This window comes from Peteryoungia rhizophila (assembly GCF_004912145.1).
Taxonomy (GTDB): domain Bacteria; phylum Pseudomonadota; class Alphaproteobacteria; order Rhizobiales; family Rhizobiaceae; genus Allorhizobium; species Allorhizobium rhizophilum.
Window position 1 is genome coordinate 754,440 of the sequence record NZ_STGT01000002.1, and the last position, 17,759, is coordinate 772,198.

At 61.9% G+C, this 17,759-nt stretch carries 12 protein-coding genes; 7 read left to right on the forward strand and 5 right to left on the reverse strand.

The window, feature by feature from the left end; all coding sequences use genetic code 11:
• The first annotated feature begins 1 nt into the window (after position 1).
• From E9677_RS09510 to E9677_RS09520, 3 genes are all read left to right on the forward strand, one after another.
• Positions 2-1,297, forward strand: a complete 1,296-nt coding sequence (locus E9677_RS09510) for a DUF6638 family protein (protein ID WP_136557845.1) — start codon at positions 2-4, stop codon at positions 1,295-1,297.
• Entirely contained in the window at positions 1,290-2,399 is a 1,110-nt protein-coding gene (locus tag E9677_RS09515; protein WP_136557846.1) for a DUF2333 family protein, read from the forward strand. Before E9677_RS09510 ends, E9677_RS09515 begins: the two co-directional genes overlap by 8 nt.
• 201 nt (positions 2,400-2,600) lie before the next feature.
• Positions 2,601-3,251, forward strand: a complete 651-nt coding sequence (locus E9677_RS09520) for a pyridoxamine 5'-phosphate oxidase family protein (protein WP_136557847.1) — start codon at positions 2,601-2,603, stop codon at positions 3,249-3,251.
• A gap of 24 nt (positions 3,252-3,275) precedes the next feature.
• Here E9677_RS09520 and E9677_RS09525 read toward each other — a convergent pair whose 3' ends face one another.
• Together E9677_RS09525 and E9677_RS09530 are read right to left on the reverse strand one after the other, a co-directional pair.
• Entirely contained in the window at positions 3,276-3,968 is a 693-nt protein-coding gene (locus tag E9677_RS09525; RefSeq protein ID WP_136557848.1) for a helix-turn-helix transcriptional regulator, read from the reverse strand.
• 179 nt (positions 3,969-4,147) lie between these two features.
• A complete protein-coding gene (locus E9677_RS09530; RefSeq protein ID WP_112240108.1) occupies positions 4,148-4,612 on the reverse strand; it encodes an Lrp/AsnC ligand binding domain-containing protein in 465 nt (154 codons plus the stop codon).
• Between the two features lie 107 nt (positions 4,613-4,719).
• Here E9677_RS09530 and putA point away from each other — a divergent pair, with 107 nt between their 5' ends.
• Positions 4,720-7,839, forward strand: a complete 3,120-nt coding sequence (gene putA, locus E9677_RS09535; protein ID WP_136557849.1) for a bifunctional proline dehydrogenase/L-glutamate gamma-semialdehyde dehydrogenase PutA — start codon at positions 4,720-4,722, stop codon at positions 7,837-7,839.
• A gap of 112 nt (positions 7,840-7,951) precedes the next feature.
• On the opposite strand, the gene E9677_RS09540 is transcribed toward putA, so the two are convergent.
• Positions 7,952-8,857, reverse strand: coding sequence for an AraC family transcriptional regulator (locus E9677_RS09540; protein ID WP_136557850.1), 906 nt, complete (start codon positions 8,855-8,857; stop codon positions 7,952-7,954).
• A 134-nt stretch (positions 8,858-8,991) separates the two neighbouring features.
• Here E9677_RS09540 and E9677_RS09545 point away from each other — a divergent pair, with 134 nt between their 5' ends.
• Both E9677_RS09545 and E9677_RS09550 read left to right on the forward strand, forming a co-directional pair.
• Positions 8,992-9,747 (forward strand): SDR family NAD(P)-dependent oxidoreductase, encoded by a 756-nt coding sequence (locus tag E9677_RS09545; RefSeq protein ID WP_136557851.1) that lies wholly within the window; start codon positions 8,992-8,994, stop codon positions 9,745-9,747.
• A gap of 231 nt (positions 9,748-9,978) precedes the next feature.
• Positions 9,979-11,652, forward strand: a complete 1,674-nt coding sequence (locus tag E9677_RS09550) for a formate--tetrahydrofolate ligase (protein ID WP_136557852.1) — start codon at positions 9,979-9,981, stop codon at positions 11,650-11,652.
• Positions 11,653-11,700: 48 nt separating this feature from the next.
• On the opposite strand, the gene E9677_RS09555 is transcribed toward E9677_RS09550, so the two are convergent.
• Positions 11,701-13,974 carry a TonB-dependent hemoglobin/transferrin/lactoferrin family receptor gene (locus E9677_RS09555; RefSeq protein ID WP_136557853.1) on the reverse strand — a complete coding sequence of 758 codons (2,274 nt, stop codon included), beginning with the start codon at positions 13,972-13,974 and terminating at the stop codon, positions 11,701-11,703.
• 260 nt (positions 13,975-14,234) lie between these two features.
• Positions 14,235-15,185: an extensin-like domain-containing protein gene (locus E9677_RS09560; protein WP_136557854.1), complete on the reverse strand. Its 951-nt coding sequence runs from the start codon at positions 15,183-15,185 to the stop codon at positions 14,235-14,237.
• A gap of 287 nt (positions 15,186-15,472) precedes the next feature.
• Between E9677_RS09560 and E9677_RS09565 the strand changes: the two genes are divergently transcribed.
• The gene (locus E9677_RS09565) at positions 15,473-17,656 is read left to right on the forward strand and encodes an anthranilate synthase (RefSeq protein ID WP_136557855.1); all 2,184 of its coding nucleotides are present in this window, start codon (positions 15,473-15,475) and stop codon (positions 17,654-17,656) included.
• Positions 17,657-17,759 lie beyond the last annotated feature (103 nt).

Consider the following 17,759-nt stretch of genomic DNA (forward strand, 5'->3'; position numbering starts at 1 on the left):
TATGAACCGCCTCCTTGAAGCCGAACTCATCTATGGCCGCCTGCTTCCCATCCGCGAGCCGCATCTCGTCGCGCGCTACAACAAGGCGCTCATCGCCTTCGGCCTGCCGGCAACCAAGCTCACCGAATTTGACATCGACATCACCGGCTTTTCGCCGCAGGTGGCGGCCGAGCTCGGCGATCCTGACTATCTCGATCCCCTCAAGGTCAACCGACGCTTCATCATCCTGACGCCGGAGCAGGACAGCCTGCCGGTCGTGCATACGAGCTTTTCCAACACCGCCGGCCTGATGCACGAATTCTTCTCCGCCAATGCCCGTGCCATCCACGCGATCACGCTCCGGGACACGCTTTACGGCGAGATCGAGGATAGCGTCTCGGAGGTGAAGACGCTCGACGACCTGCTGTCGATCAACGAGGTGACATTCAAGGTCTTGTCGGCGGAAGATCTGCTCGGCAAGGCGGGGCAGCTTCGGCAGCTCTGCGACGCGCTGATCACGAGCGCCGATGCCTGGCGCGACGACGCCATGCTTGAGCGCATGGTATCGCTGGCGAAAGAGACCGGCGACATCCGCCAGAACACGCTTGTGCCGGATAAACTCGTTTTCCGGCACGACGCCTTCTGGGCCGATCATTTCGGCGGCGTGTTTGTCTTCGTCGATGAGAAGATCACCACCGTCGTCTGTGATCCAGAGGCTCCGGGCTTCCGCCGGTCGAGGCCGTGGCAGGTGAGCTATATCTCGATCCATGATGCAGCCCAGATCGGTGACTTCCTCGCCCGCACCGGCCGGCTCGAGCTGCCGCGTGCGAGCTGGGTGGAAAGCTCGGGGCTGTTTGCCCATCGTCTGGAAATGGCGTTGCTTTCGGTGGCGGCCTCCCTCGATCCGGTGCCGGATCTGACCCGCATCGACGCTGTCTGGATGCAGACCTTCCTGCATCGCAACGCCAAGGCCATCAACGAGCGCGGGGTCTATCCCTTGCTGCAGGAAGCCCAGCGAACCCTGGCGCGCACCGGAAATCTGCGCATGGCCGATATCGATCCTAAGCTCAGGCTCTGGCTCGTGCGCGCCGAACCCGGCCATCCCGATCAATGGCTCACCAACCGGCTGATCGCGCATCTGACGGGGGAAGATTTCGTCTCCCGCTTCGTCTTCGACAAGCAGGGCTTCTACCGCGCCTATGAGCGCTATCCGGAACCCTATCGCGATTATGTTGTATCCCGCCTGTCCCAGACTTATCTGAAAGACAAGCCCGCCTTTCGCAAACGCCTCTACGGCCTAGGAGATGACCATGCTTGACCCGATCATCGCGTTCTTCCAGCGCGTCTTTGCCGCGATCGGTCGCGGCATCGGCATGGTGGTCGCATGGTTCCTCTGGCCCTTCCTCGCGGCTCACGGCTGGTATCGCGACCGCAGCTGGATCATCAAGGGACCGATCCTTGGCGTCCTCGTCCTGCTGGTGATCGTCTATGGCCAGTTCATCTATCGCACCCAGATCTGGCATGGCTTCGATCCCGCTTTCGTGCAGACCTACAAGTTCGAGGAGCGGACGGTTCCGGCAGGCTCGCCACTGCCCGGTGAGGCCAATCGCTGCCAGGATTCGGCGGTCGTCATGATCAGTGCCGCACTCACCGACCAGAACGTCAACCAGAACAGCTGGGTGTCTTCGACGCTGCTCTACAAACTGGGCATGTTCGGCCTCGACTGGGACAATACGCCCTTTATGGACAACAAGGCCTCGTTCCAGCGCGGCGTGAACCAGGTTGTGCGCCGCACCGCGATCCAGCTGGCTGACAATCTCGGCCGCGTGCGCGGCACGTCCGGCATCAACAACGACCTGCAGAATGCCCGCGGCAACATTCAGTTCGATGAGAGCACCTGGTATTTCGGCACCGACCCGTTCGGCTTCAAGACGCCGACACCGAGCTATTACCGGGCGGCGGTCGAAAGCTGGAACCGCTTCAATACCTCGCTCGCCACCTGCGAAGCCGTCTTCGATACGCGCTCGGACAACCTGTTGCAGCTCCTGGACGGCATGGCGAGCGATCTCGGCAACACCTCCGACATTTTGCGCCGTCGCTCGGAAGAGTTCAATGCCGGCTGGTTCGACACGCGCGCCGATGACCGCTTCTGGTTCTCCTACGGCCAGCTCTATGCGCAATACGCCCTGCTCCAGGCGACACGCGCCGATTTCAGCGGCGTCATCCGCGAACGCAACCTGACCGCCATCTGGGCCGAGATGGATCGGCAGTTGCAGGCGGCGCTCAGGATCCAGCCGGCGATCATCTCGAATGGTCGCGAAGACGGCTGGATCATGCCGACCCATCTCGCCACCATGGGATTCTATATCCTGCGGGTGCGCTCCAACATGGTCGAGATCCAGTCGATTCTCGATCGCTGATCACTGCCGCCAACCACTGTCCCGCGCCCTTGCTGCCGCTCTGGTCGGCAGGGCGCGGCGGTGCCGTTGTCGCCCAAGTCCTCACCGTTTCGCCTTGTCCGGCAGACCGTTCTGTTGTAGGTAAAACATGAGGTACGTACCTCATTCACCTTTCAGGACTTCCACCTGCGGTGCGAAGCGATGCGTGGGAGGCGCGGCAGCATGTCCGGATTTGAACTTCAGCCAGAATTCATTGTCGCCGACGAGGTTTCTCTGCGCCATCTCTACGATGCCACCCATGCGCTCGCGCTGCAAAAGGAGCGCCAGACGCTCAGCGCGAATGCCCTTGCCTTCATCCGGCGCTCGCCCTTCTTGTGCATCGGCACGCAGGGCCCCGGGGGCAGGGCGGATGTCAGTCCGCGCGGTGATGCGCCCGGTTTCGTGACCGTCCTCGACGACCGGACGCTCGCCATTCCGGACCGCCCGGGCAACAACCGGCTCGACACGCTCGCCAATGTCGTCGCCAATCCCTCGGTCGGTCTGCTCTTTCTCATCCCGGGCTATGACGAGACGCTGCGGATCAACGGCAGCGCGACATTGACGACGCAGCCCGATCTTCTCGACGGCATGGCCGTGAACGAGCGACGGCCGAAGCTTGCGATCGTGGTTGCCGTGGAGGAGGTCTTCCTGCATTGCGCCAAGGCGTTCCGGCGCTCGCATCTCTGGGATCCAGAGCACCGGCAAGATCGACAGGAGATGCCATCGCTGATGCAGATGATCCTCGACGACACCACCGGCGCGCCTGCTGATCCGGCGGAGATGCGAAAGATGGATGAAAACCTAGAGACTGCCTATCAGAAGACGCTTTACTGACGGCACTCCACCGCCAGCCAGCCTTTAGCTGATGATCTTCATCCGGATCGCCTTGGCGACCAGCTGGGTGCGGTTGACGCAGTCGAGCTTGCGGATGGCATTGGTCATATAGGCGTTGACCGTGTGGTCGGAGAGGGACAGGATCTGGCCGATCTCGAGCGAGGTCTTGCCCTGCGCTGTCCAGCGTACGACTTCGAGCTCGCGGGCCGAGAGCACGTTGGTGTTGCTTGCCGTGCGGCGCAGACGGTCGAAGACGTCGAAGGCCTGGATGCTCAGCATGGAGAGTTCGTTGATCTCGGTTTGGCCGAGCGGCGCCCGGTTGCCATCGTAGCGCACCACGTAGCGATGCCCGTCGACGGATGTCACCGAGAAGAGGATGCCCATCAACAGGTTGAAGCGGCACATCAGGTCGCTGAACTCTGTCGGGCAGTCGAAATCGGGTGTCCTGCCATCGGGGCCGAGCGACCAGATATTGTGCATGATCGAGCGGCTGATATGCGGTACGGTCGGGCAATGGCGCAGGAATTCGAGACGGTCGAACTCGCGACAGAACTCCAAGGGCAGCGTGGTTTCGCGCACAAGTGGGCCGATGTGGCGGTCTTGCGCCGTCGGTGCCGCCGACAGCGTGACATGGTCGAGGCCGTATTCGCGCGCTGCGTTTCGCCAGCCTTCCATCAGCTCGCTGCGGCTCTGACTGCTCCCGATATCCTTGCTCAAGAGCGTCTGTCGTTCTGACAACATTTTATCAATTTCGAAAGTTGACAACCAAGCGGAAGTTTATGTTCAATATATCAGACCGGGCGAAAAGCTAGCAGTTTTTCGGGTGTTGTCACCATTAATATGACTAATTTCTCACCGGTGCCACTCAAAATGGCAATGGCCCGTTATCCCGATCTTCACACGGGGAGGGCGGACACTGCCTTGACCTCTTCCATGACGGCGTAAGTGTGTGTTTCGCGTACGCCGGGCAGGGGCAGAATCACCTCCGACAGGAATTGCCGATAGGCCTCCATACCGGCCACGCGGGCCTTCACCAGGTAGTCGAAACCGCCCGCCACCATGTGGCATTCCATGACGTCGTCCGAGCGCTTCACCGCCGCCGCGAAGGTGTCGAAGACGTCGGCCGTGGTCCGGTCCAGTTTCACCTCGATGAAAACGAGCAGGTTGCGACCGAGCTTCTGGGGTGAGAGCATCGCCATGTAGCCGGTGATGTAGCCCTCGCGCGTCAGTCGGCGTACCCTCTCGGCGGTCGCCGTCGGGGACAGGTTCACCCGCTCGGCGAGTTCGATATTGGTCAGCCGACCCTCCGCCTGGAGCGCGCGAAGGATCTTGCGGTCGAGGCGGTCGATTTCCTTGCTCATTCTCTACAGATCTCCAGATTGCTAGTGAATATGCCAGAAAATGCTCTGAAGAATAGCGGGAAATTCGGGATATCAGAAGATATGTTGCGCATACCACGGAGGTGACAATGATCAAGCCAGCCACGACCGATTTTCCGCGTTTCGAAGCCCCTTATGCCGGCGACGACGACCAGCTCATCCGCCATTTCGCGTCGCGCATGTCGCTTTCCGACAGCCAGAACGGTGCGATTGATCGGCGGGCCACGACCTATATCGATGCCATCAGAAACAATTCCGGCTCGGTCGGCGGTGTGGAAGATTTCCTACGCGAATATGGGTTGTCGACGCGCGAAGGTTTGGCTCTGATGGTGCTGGCCGAAGCGCTGCTGCGGGTGCCTGATGCACTGACCCAAGACCGTCTGATCGAGGACAAGCTGAAAGAAGGCGGCTGGAGCGAACACGAGGCGCATGGCGACAGCTGGTTCGTCTCGGCATCCGCCTGGGCGCTCGGCATGTCGGCCCGCGTCATCCGTCCGGGCGAAACGCCTGAAGGCGTCATGCGCGGCCTCGTCAAGCGCCTCGGCCTGCCCACCGTGCGCTCCGCCACCAAGCAGGCGATGCGTTTCCTCGGCCATCACTTCGTGCTCGGCGAAACCATCAAGGACGCCCTGTCGCGCGCAGCCAAAAGCGAGGAGCGCGGCTATCGCCACTCCTTCGACATGCTGGGCGAGGGCGCCCGCACGGCAGAAGACGCCAAGCGCTACTTCCAGTCCTATGCGAGCGCGATCGAGGCGATCGGTGCGCATATGGCCAAGCATGGGAAGAGCCAGCAGTTGCCGAACCGCATGGGGATCTCGGTCAAGCTGTCTGCGCTGCATCCGCGTTATCTCGCCACCCATCATGACCGGGTGATGCGCGAACTCGTGCCTGACCTGCTGAAGCTTGCCCAGATGGCCAAGGCCCATCAGCTGAACTTCACCGTCGATGCCGAGGAGGCAGACCGTCTCGAACTCTCGCTCGACGTGATCGCCGCCGTGTTTGCCGATCCGTCGCTCGCCGGCTGGGACGGTTTCGGTCTCGCCATCCAGGCCTATCAGAAGCGGTCGCCGCAGGTCATCGATTTCATCGACGGACTTTGCCAGCAATATGGCCGCCGTATGATGGTGCGCCTCGTCAAGGGCGCCTATTGGGATACGGAAGTGAAGCGCGCCCAGGAACGTGGCCTCGACGATTACCCGGTCTGGACGCGCAAGCCGGCGACCGATCTCGCCTATCTGCATTGTGCCGCCAAGCTGATGGAGAAGCGCGCGCGGATCTTCCCGCAGTTCGCCACCCACAATGCGCTCACCGTCTCGACCATCATCGAGCTTGCCGGCACGGATCGCTCGGGCTTCGAATTCCAGCGCCTGCACGGCATGGGCGAAGCGCTTTACGACACGCTGCTGTCAGGCAATGACCGGATCGCCTGCCGCATCTATGCGCCCGTTGGCGGTTACCGCGACCTGCTCGCCTATCTCGTCCGTCGCCTCCTGGAAAACGGCGCGAACTCCTCCTTTGTCGCTGTTGCAGGCGACAAGAATATCCCGGTGACCGCACTGCTGGAACGCCCGACCGAGAAGCTGGGCTTGAGCAATGGCCAGACTGCGCGCCACAGCCAGATCCCGATGCCGCTTGGTCTTTACGGCGATCGCCGGAACAGCGCCGGTTTCGAATTCGGCCATCGTGACAACCTCGAACGGCTGATGGCCCGCATCGGCCAGCCGCTCGCCGAGATCGCCGCCCATTCGCTGGTGCCCGGTGCGACCGGGGCTACGAGCGATGAAACTGTTTTCTCGCCCGCCGATCGCAGTCGCAAGGTCGGCACCGTGCGCAATGCCACGCCCGCCGATGTCGACCGCGCCTTTGTGGCCGGCCGAAAGGGCTTTGCCCGCTGGTCGCGGCTGTCCGTCGAGGAGCGAGCCGCAACGCTCGACAAGCTGGCCGATCTCATGGAAGCCGATCGGGACCGCTTGCTGTCGTTGCTCGCGCTCGAAGCCGGCAAGACTCTGGATGACGGTGTCGCCGAAATCCGCGAGGCGGTCGATTTCTGCCGCTACTACGCATCCGAGGCGCGCCGGCAGTTCGGCGAGGCCGAAGTCATGCCCGGCCCGACCGGCGAGCTCAACCGTCTCTCCTGGCGCGGCCGCGGCGTCTTTGCCTGCATTTCGCCGTGGAATTTTCCGCTCGCCATCTTCCTGGGCCAGGTCTCGGCAGCCCTCGTTGCCGGCAATGCCGTCATCGCCAAGCCGGCACCCCAGACGCCGCTGATCGCGTTTGAGGCGGTGAAGCTCTTCCACAAGGCAGGCGTGCCCGAGGACGTGCTGATGCTCTTGCCCGGTGCCGGTGACGTCGGTGCCGCGATCACTGCCCATCCGAAGCTTGCCGGCATTGCCTTTACCGGCTCGACGGCGACAGCACAGGCGATCAACCGGACGCTTGCCGCAAAGGACGGTCCGATCGTGCCGCTGATCGCCGAAACCGGTGGCCTCAACGCCATGATCGTCGATGCGACGGCGCTTGCCGAACAGGTGGCCGACGACGTCGTGCTCTCGGCCTTCCGCTCGGCCGGCCAGCGCTGCTCGGCACTGCGCATCCTCTATCTGCAGGAAGACATTGCCGATGGCATGCTGGAGATGATCGAGGGGGCTGCGCGCGAGTTGAACCTCGGCAATCCGCTGGAGATCACCACCGATATCGGCCCCGTCATCGACGAAAAGCAGAAGGCGATGCTGGAGGCGCATATCGCCGAGATGAAGCGGAGCCAGAAGGTGCGTTATGCCGGAAAGGTGCCCGCAACCGGCAATTTCTTCGCCCCGCATATCGTCGAGCTCGACCGCCCCGAGGCACTGACCAAGGAAATCTTCGGGCCTGTGCTCCATGTCGTTCGCTGGAAGGCGAAGGCGCTCGACCAGGTAATCGCCTCGATCGATGCCACCGGTTATGGGCTGACACTCGGCGTGCACAGCCGCATCGAAGCGACGATCCGCAAGGTCACCGAAGCGCTTGATACCGGCAATATCTATGTGAACCGCAACATGATCGGCGCTGTTGTCGGCACCCAGCCTTTTGGCGGTTCCGGCATGTCGGGCACCGGCTTCAAGGCGGGCGGGCCCGCCTATCTCAGCCGCTTTGCGGTCGAGCAGGTGATCTCGGTCAACACGGCCGCTGCCGGTGGAAATGCCAGCCTGATTGCGATCGGCGAGGGCTGAGCCGGCCCCTCAGACGAGCGCCTCGCCTCTTTCGCCGTGGTTTTGGCGCAGCGCGCGGATCTCTTCATGCCATTGAGCCGTCGGCGCTATGCGCCGGCGGCCTTTTCTTGTTTCATGCCAGGGCTTCGGACCGCTGCCTGACCGCGTCCGCGTCGCGGGCCGGTGGCTGGCCAAACAGTCGGCCGTATTCGCGGTTGAACTGCGAGGCGCTCTCGTAGCCGACAGCGAAGGCAGCGCTACTGGCCGTCAATCCTTCCGATATCATCAGTCGCCGGGCTTCGATCAGGCGCATCTGCTTTTGAAACTGGAGTGGCGATAGCGAGGTCACCGCACGGAAATGCTGGTGGAAGGACGAGGGGCTCATGCCGGCGGCGGCGGCCAGCTGCTCCACGCGCAAGGGTCTCGCATAATCTGCCCGCAGGACCGCGACTGTGCGCGCCACTCTCTGGCTATGACTGTCCGGCCAGCCGAGGCGGCGGATTTCAGGGCCGTGCTTGCCGGCCAGAAGCCAGTAGTGAAACTCCCTTACGCGTTGCGCCTGGAGGACCGGTAGCGAGGCCGGCCGGTCAAGGAGCTGCATCAGGCGCAGCGCGGCATCCGCGACGTCGGTTTCGGTTGGATCGACGCGCACGGGCGGTGCTGAGACCGGTGTCTGGCGCATCTGCACAGAGAGTTCGGCAATCACGGCCGGGTCAAGTTCAAGCACCACCGAGACATAGGGTTCCGCTTCACTCGCCCCGATGATCTGGCTAACCGTCGGCACATCGGCGGTGATCAACAGCGTATCGCCGGCGCCGAAGACGAAGGTGCGCGTTCCCATTGTCACCTGCTTGCCGCCCTGCAGAACCAGGCAAGCAAGCGGCCGCGAGACGGCGCAGTCGAGATCGCCAGGTGCGGTCGCGCAGACGATGGACAGTCCCGGAATGCCGGTGTCGGTCTGAATGGAAGACTGGGCATCTCTCGCGGCGTGGCTGAGCGCGACGTCCAGGAGAGCGCTTCGAAGGAGTGTATCGGTCATGCTGGCACGATAGCCGACCTATGGTGCCAGGGAAACCGTTCTGGAGGAATAGGCAAGCATTGCCCCGGTTTCGGCAACGACGATTATCGTGCCGCGGGGCTATGACTCCTGCCGCAGACAACAGGAGTTTTCCCATGACAAAGATCGCACTCGTCACCGGCGGCAGCCGTGGTCTCGGCCGCAATACCGCACTCAACATCGCCCGCAAGGGAAGCGATGTCATCATCACTTATCAAAGTCGCGCCGATGCCGCGCAGGCGCTGGTCGGCGAGATCGAAGCGCTCGGCCGAAAGGCCGTCGCCCTCCCGCTCGACGCCGGGGATGTCGCAAGCTTTGCCGCCTTTTCAGCCGAGGTGAGCCGAGCGCTTCGAAACACATGGCAGCGCGTCAACTTCGATCATCTGGTCAACAATGCCGGTCACGGGGATGTCGCCGCCTTTGCCGAGACCACTGAAGAGCAGTTCGATGCGCTCGTGAACGTGCATTTCAAGGGCGTCTTCTTTCTCACCCAGGCGCTGTTGCCGCTGATCGCGGAGGGTGGGCGCATCGTCAATCTGTCGTCGGGTCTGACCCGCGTCTCCGCACCCGGTTGGTCGGCCTATGCGGCGGTCAAGGGTGCGGTCGAAGTGTTGACGGTCTATTTGGCCAAGGAATTGGGCGCGCGCGGGATCGCGGTCAATGCCGTGGCACCCGGCGCGATCGAAACCGACTTCTTCGGTGGCGCCGTTCGAGACACGCCGGAATTCAATTCCTACTTCGCCGACGTCACCGCGCTCGGCCGGGTCGGCCTGCCTGACGATATCGGCCCGATGATCGCCAGCCTGCTGACGGAGAACAATCGCTGGGTCAATGCGCAGCGGATCGAGGTCTCGGGCGGGCAGAGCATCTGACACGCGATTTGCCGATCAAGGTTCCGGGAGGCAGGCCTCTCCCGGAACGCCACCTTTAGACGAGGGGCAGACGTCCGGGGCCTTACGTCCTGTTCATGCCAGGCAAGAGGGCGATGCCATCTGTATGTCGGTTTTGGGCGCATCTATTTCGCTGTGAAAAAAGTCCTCTACCCTGCTTGCCAGTTGGGCCGCGCCGTCCGATCCTCCGGCCAACAGAAGGCAGGGGGAACCATGACCGTAGCTTCCGACATCGATATCGCACGCGCAGCCAGCAAAAAGCCGATCCAGCAGATCGGTTGCAAACTCGGCATTCCCTCCGAAAGCCTCATCCCCTACGGCCATGACAAGGCGAAGATTTCTGCGTCCTTCATCAAGGGGCTTTCCGACCGGCCGAATGGCAAGCTGATCCTCGTCACCGCGATCAATCCGACTCCGGCGGGCGAGGGCAAGACGACCACGACTGTCGGGCTCGGCGACGGGCTGAACCGGATCGGCAAAAAAGCCGTCATCTGCATTCGCGAACCCTCGCTCGGTCCCTGTTTCGGGGTGAAAGGCGGGGCGGCCGGCGGCGGCTATGCCCAGGTCGTGCCGATGGAGGACATCAATCTCCATTTCACCGGTGACTTCCACGCCATCACCTCCGCGCACAACCTGCTTTCGGCGCTGATCGACAACCACATCTACTGGGGCAACGAACTGGAGATCGATACGCGCCGGATCACCTGGCGGCGAGTCATGGACATGAACGACCGGGCGCTGCGCCAGGTCGTGACCTCGCTCGGCGGGGCTTCGAACGGGTTTCCGCGCGAGGCGGGTTTCGACATCACGGTTGCCTCGGAAGTCATGGCGATCCTGTGCCTCGCCACCGACCTCGAAGATCTGGAGAGGCGGCTCGGCGCGATCATCATCGGCTACCGTCGCGACAAGACCCCCGTCTTCGCCCGCGATCTGAAAGCCGATGGCGCCATGGCCGTGCTGCTCAAGGAAGCCATGCAGCCCAATCTCGTGCAGACGCTCGAAAACAATCCGGCGCTGGTGCATGGCGGGCCCTTCGCCAATATCGCCCATGGCTGCAATTCGGTCGTGGCGACAAAGACGGCGTTGAAGCTCGGCGACTATGTCGTGACCGAAGCCGGCTTCGGGGCTGATTTGGGCGCGGAAAAATTCTTCGACATCAAATGCCGCAAGGCGGGCCTCGCACCCTCCGCCGTCGTCATCGTCGCGACCGTGCGGGCGCTGAAGATGAATGGCGGTGTGGCCAAGGAGGATCTGGGACGCGAAGATATCGCGGCCGTCGAACGGGGTTCGGTCAATCTCGCCCGGCATCTGGAAAACCTCGCCAAGTTCGGCGTGCCGGCCGTGGTTGCGATCAATCATTTCACCAGCGACACCGATGCCGAAGTCGCCGCGGTCAAGGTGGTCGCGAAGGGCTTCGGTGCCGAGGCGGTTCTGTGTCGGCACTGGGCGGATGGCTCTGATGGCATTACCGAGCTTGCCGAGGCCGTTGTGCGCATCGCGGACACCCCGTCGAGTTTCCGTCCGCTTTACCCCGATGCCATGCCGCTCTTTTCCAAGATCGAGCGGATCGCGACCGAGATCTACAGGGCAGGCGAGGTGACGGCGGACAAGGCGGTGCGCGAACAGCTCGCCGACTGGGAGCGACAGGGTTACGGCCATCTGCCGGTCTGCATCGCCAAGACGCAGTATTCCTTCTCCACCGATCCGACGCTGCGCGGGGCGCCGGAAGGCCATGCCGTGCATGTGCGTGAGGTCCGGCTCTCCGCCGGTGCCGGCTTTATCGTCGCCATCACCGGCGAGATCATGACCATGCCGGGCCTCCCGCGCGTTCCCTCTTCGGAGCGCATCCGACTCGACAGCGCAGGCGCGATCGAGGGGCTGTTCTAGCGGGTACGAGCAAAGGCGCCGGGTTGGGCGGCGCCTTTGCTGAGTTTGTCAGAACTTCTTGGAGATCGAGACCTTCAGTGTGCGTCCCGGCTCGGTGAAGAAGTCGCGGCCGGCGGCCACTGTGCCGTCAGGCACGCTAACTGCGTCCCAGTATTTCTTGTCGAAGACGTTGAAGACGCCAGCCTGAACGCGAAGACCCGATACATCAACGTCGCCGATGCGTTCGGGGGTCCACCATACCGTCGCGTCCACGAGACCGTAACCCGGTGCGACGAAACCGTCGTCTACCTTTTCACGCATGGAAGCCATGGTCAGAGACAGATCGCTACCCCAGGTCTCTGTGAAATAGCCGAGGCCAATGATGGCGCGCAGAGGTGCTACAGAGTCGATGTAGTCGCCTGTGTCGCGATCTTCCCCGTAGGACCAGGCGATAGAGCCCCGTGTCCTCCAATTGGGCTGGAAGTTCCAGTCACCGGAGATGTCGACGCCGTAGATCTGCACCCGATTAAGGTTCTCATAGCCGCTCACGCCGGCTACGGGATATTCGCCACCAGGTGGGGCGATCTGAACCGTGTCGATGAAGTTCTTATAGTAGTTGTTGAAGAGGGTCGCTGCCAGACGATAGTCTCCACCATCATACTTGGCGCCGATTTCGAAGCCGTCACTGGTCTCCGTTTCAAGGTCGGGATTACCGACGCGGGCATACGAGCCAGGCGCGCCAAAGTTCTGATAGAGTTCCTGAGCTGTCGGGGCGCGGAAGCCCCGCGCATATTGAGCGAAAACTTCAAGCTGCGGCGTAACTTCATAAGCCACCCGCAACTTCGGGGACAGCCCAATATCATCCGTCGACTCCAGCATCGCCATGTCGAAGTTCGGATTCTCTTCGTATTCGGCCGTCAGCTTCGGTTCGTGATGGTACCAATCAAAGCGCAGGCCGGGCGTAATCGTCAGCCGGTCCTGAAGCAGCTTGATGTCGTCTTCAATAAAGAAACCAAAGGAGTAGCTGTCGACGTCGGGCATATCCGAGGCGTTCGAGTGAAGCATACGGCATGACTGTGGACCGAACGGCTGGGCTATCGTGGTCCAATCAACGTCTGGGCAATTGTCGAAACCAGCAGAATACTGGTGCGTCTTCTGGAAAACGAACTCACCGCCGAATCGGAACTTGTTCCGCACACCGGCGATATCAAGTTCCTTGGATGCGTCGCCCGTGATGCCGTAGCTTGACTGCTGAAGCATGTTGTCCCGTGAATATGCCCCCTCTGGGAAACCATAGCGGAAGGGGTCACCCGGTATAATCGAAGCCCTGGCATCTCTCAGCCTGATTCCGTCAGTAGTGTTGTTTATCTTTTCCTTCTGCCAGTAAGCGATCAGGCTTGCTGTATCGACCCAGGATGTGCTGTCCGGTGCGACATAGTCATAGCTGGTCGACAGACGTTTACGATCAGTCTCTTCACCGCCTTTGAGCGTTCCCTGTTGATAGTTCGTCGCAGTGGTGCCGCGCATGTTGGCGAAGTCTTCGTCGCGGTTAAATATTTCGCCTGTCAAGCCAAGACGGTGCCCTCCGTCCAGATATTGGTGGAACTTGATCAGGAGGTTCTTCTGGACGAAGTCGCCAGGATTTGCCTTGGTGCGGGTTGCATCGTAGCCGCCGACGTCGCCGCTGTTTTCGGTCTCGTGGCCTTTCGTATAGCCGCCTTGGAGTAAGAACCACGTATCCCCTGAGCGAGCAGCCACGGCTGCATTGCTGCCGGTGCTATTGTCTGCGGTGTTGTGGGTGGACTTAGTTAGAGCGCCGAAATCCCTGCCCTCCTCGATGAGGTCTTCTGGATCCAAGGTCCGCAGTTCGACTACGCCGCCCAAAGCACCTGTGCCTAAGCGACTTGAATCCGCGCCTTTGGTGATGTCGATGGTCGAGAGGCTGTCGAAGTCAAACGCATTGCCGCCGCCCTTAGCCGAGTCACGCGGATCCACCAGCCAGGGGAGGCGGATGCCGTCGATAGTCGTTAGGACGCGATTATCCTGCAGACCTCTGATGTTCACACTGCCACTGCTGCTGTCGAAGTTGACACCCGCATCGAGCCGTCGAGAGAATTCTTTGACATCTGTGATCATCGCTCGCTGGAGTTCGTCACGTGTCGTTGTCTGAGTTTGAGGAGCAACCCCTGATACCCCCTGTTTCTTGGCGTCGATATTGATCGTTTCGAGCACAGTATTAGCGGTCACGTCAGCCTCTTGCGCGATGGCAATATGCCCGAATACGACACCGACCGTGAACGCCGTGCTCGCCATCAAGCGTCCGATGAATTGTCCCCTGTTCATGCTTACCTCTCAACAATAGGCCAAAAAAACCTGGCAGACAGACCTTGCCCTGCTTGCTGCGGGGCGGCCGAGAGGCATCGATATTTAATCTTGTGTTTTAGAGTCAAGTTTAAAGATGAGTAAAACAGTCAACATTTTTAAGTGTTGTGATTATGTCACTTTTCTCGGCGTCTACTCCGAACCGGGCCGGACTTTCGAAATGTCGCTCACGCAAAAGTTTCGACTAGAGCAACTCGATGCGCCGCCTCTTCGCATCCCGTCTACCGGCAATATCTGTACCCGCTTTTCCGCTCGATCACGTCGAGATGCATGTGGTCCTGATGCGTGGGGTCGCTGCCGGGCGAAAGCACCGTGGTAAAGTAGAGGCAGGCGAGGGCGTTGAAGGCGCGCTGGAAGGCGGCCTCTGCCGTGCCGTCATGCTGCTTCGCGATCATCACGGGTTCTTCCGTGTCTCCGAAACGCAGGCCCGCTATGTCGATCGCATTGCCAAAGGCATGTTCGGAAACCTTGCCGGTCTCTGCGCTGTTGCGCTTGCGGCAGACATAACCAGAAGCGTGGCGGATGCCGGTGAGCTTCGGTTTGCCGGGGAAGGCGGCCTCTGCTGCGGGTTTCAGCATGTCGCGGGTCATGCGTGCGAGCTGCAGGGCGGTCTCGCAGCGGATGGTAGCCTCCGGCTCTAGCGTCACGTCGGGCAGGACCTTCTTCAGTGTGACGGGAGCCGCGATACCGCAGCCGCCCGCATCATCTATGGCGGTGTCGGTCTCGAAGCTCGCGCCGATCGTGCGCAGATCGGCGAGGCAGGCGGCGAGCGCCGTCGGATCTTCCGTCGGTGGCGGCGGATCGACGGGGGCGGCCTTTTCCTCCGGTTCCGCGGCGGGCGGCGTTCCGTCGCTCGTCTCGTCCTTCCCGGTCTCGGTGGTCCCGCTTGTTTCCGACGGCTTTTGCGGAATGCCCTTTGCCTCTGGTGCGGCTTCCTCGGCCTGCGTCCCGGATGCCTCGGCTGGGGTTGCCGGCTTGGTCTGCGGTGTGGGCACGTCTGCAGAAGCGTCCGGCGTCGCGTTTTCGGCTGCTTGCCCATCCGCGGGTGGTGCCGGCGCCGCCACTTCCGGGCGTGTCTCCGGCAAGGGGCCGCGGGTGGGGAGCGTCAAGCCCGTCGCGATCGGCCAGGCGAGCAGAAGGCCGATTGCGACCCGCGATAGCGTCTTCGTCATCTCGTCTCCATCTCCCCCAGCCTCCGGGTCGATAAGCCGCGAACGGTCGAAAAGTTCATTATCCGAGCACGGCAAAACGCCCTTGCTAAGGCGAGGTCTGCGCGTTATGCATTTCGCCATGAAGATCGTATCGAAGACCTTTGCATGGTGGTGGGCACGCTAACGCGGCCTTGACCAGTCATGTCTTCTGACGATTGACCCCAAAGCCGCCCGGAAAATCTCCTGAGGCGGCTTTTTTGTATTCAAGGCGCCGGGAGAGGGGCCTCGAAGAACGGAAAAGGACAGACATGTCGACGATTTTGCAGGAAGACGGTGCGGAAGCCTATCAAACGCGCGGCGGTGTGACCGTCACGCGCAGGCGGCGGCCGACATCCTATGGCGACGCGATCTCCAGCTATGTCGACAAACTCGACGAGCGGCGCGGCGCGGTCTTCTCCTCCAACTACGAATATCCCGGCCGTTATACCCGCTGGGATACGGCGATCGTCGATCCGCCGCTCGGCATTTCCTCTTTCGGCCGCAAGGTCTGGATCGAAGCCTATAACGGCCGTGGCGAAGCCCTCCTGACCATGATCGCGGAGGCGCTCGCCTCCGTCGACGACCTCGCGCTGGGTGCCCGCACAGCGACCCGGTTGGATCTCGACGTCAAGCTGCCGTCCCGCGTCTTCACCGAAGAAGAGCGCTCGAAGATGCCGACGGTCTTCACCGTGCTGCGCGCCGTCACTGCCCTCTTTTATTCCGAAGAAGATGCCGCCATCGGCCTGTTCGGGGCCTTCGGCTATGATCTTGCCTTCCAGTTCGACGCCATCGACCTGAAGCTTGTCCGGCCCGATGACCAGCGCGACATGGTGCTCTTCCTGCCCGACGAGATCCTCGTCGTCGACCATTATTCCGCCAAGGCCTGGATCGATCGCTACGACTTTACCAAGGGCGATGTGACGACCGTTGGCCAGTCTGAAGAGATTGCGCCCGAGCCGTTCCAGCATACCGACACGATCCCGCCGCGCGGCGATCATCGTCCGGGCGAATATGCCGAACTGGTGGTGAAGGCGAAGGAGAGCTTCCGCAAGGGCGACCTGTTCGAGGTGGTTCCCGGCCAGAAGTTCATGGAGCGCTGCGATTCAAAACCCTCGCAGATCTCCAAGCGGCTGAAGGAAATCAACCCGTCGCCCTATTCCTTCTTCATCAATCTCGGCCACCAGGAATATCTGGTCGGCGCCTCGCCGGAAATGTTCGTGCGCGTGAACGGCCGCCGCATCGAGACCTGCCCGATCTCCGGCACGATCAAGCGCGGTGCCGACCCGATCGAGGATTCAGCGCAGATCCTGAAGCTCTTGAATTCCAAGAAGGACGAGAGCGAGCTCACCATGTGCTCCGACGTCGACCGCAACGACAAGTCCCGCGTCTGCGAGCCGGGCTCGGTCAAGGTCATCGGCCGTCGCCAGATCGAGATGTATTCGCGCCTCATCCACACGGTCGACCATATCGAAGGACGACTGCGCGACGGCATGGACGCCTTTGACGGCTTCCTCTCCCATGCCTGGGCCGTCACCGTCACCGGCGCGCCGAAGCTGTGGGCCATGCGCTTCATCGAGAAACACGAGAAAAGCCCGCGCGCCTGGTATGGCGGCGCGATCGGCATGGTCGGCTTCAACGGCGACATGAATACGGGGCTGACGCTGCGCACGGTCCGCATCAAGGACGGTATCGCGGAAGTCCGCGCTGGCGCCACGCTTCTGAATGACAGCGACCCGCAGGAAGAAGAAGCCGAAACCGAACTGAAGGCCTCCGCCATGATCGCCGCCATCCGTGACGCCAAGTCCGATCAGAAGTCCAAGCGCGGTGTTGCGAGCGTCGGCCAGGGAGTAAGCATCCTGCTCGTTGACCACGAGGACTCATTCGTCCACACGCTCGCAAACTATTTCCGCCAGACCGGCGCCACCGTGAACACGGTTCGTACGCCGGTGCCGGAGGAGATCTTCGACCGGCTCAATCCGGATCTCGTCGTCTTGTCGCCCGGCCCCGGTTCGCCGGCAGATTTCGACTGCAAGGCGACGATCAAGAAGGCCCGGGCCCGCGAATTGCCGATCTTCGGCGTCTGCCTCGGACTGCAGGCGCTGGCCGAAGCCTATGGCGGGGAACTCCGCCAGCTCGCCGTTCCCATGCACGGCAAGCCGTCGCGCATCCGGGTGCTGGAAGCCGGCCTCGTCTTCGATGGCCTGGGCAAGGAGGTGACCGTCGGTCGCTACCACTCGATCTTCGCCGATCCCTCGACCTTACCGCGTGATTTCATCATCACGGCGGAAAGCGAGGACGGCACGATCATGGGCATCGAACATGCCAGGGAACCGGTCGCTGCCGTCCAGTTCCACCCGGAATCGATCATGACACTCGGCGGCGATGCCGGCATGCGGATGATCGAAAACGTCGTGGAGAAGCTGGCGAAGCGGAAGAAGGTGAAGGCGGCGTGAGGGATTAGGGCGGGGCGTTTCGGCGCCCCGAAGCTCTGTTTGACAGCCCCCGCACTCCGTTGCAGAGTTTCTTTGCGCCACGTTGCCAGGGAGCCGTGATCCG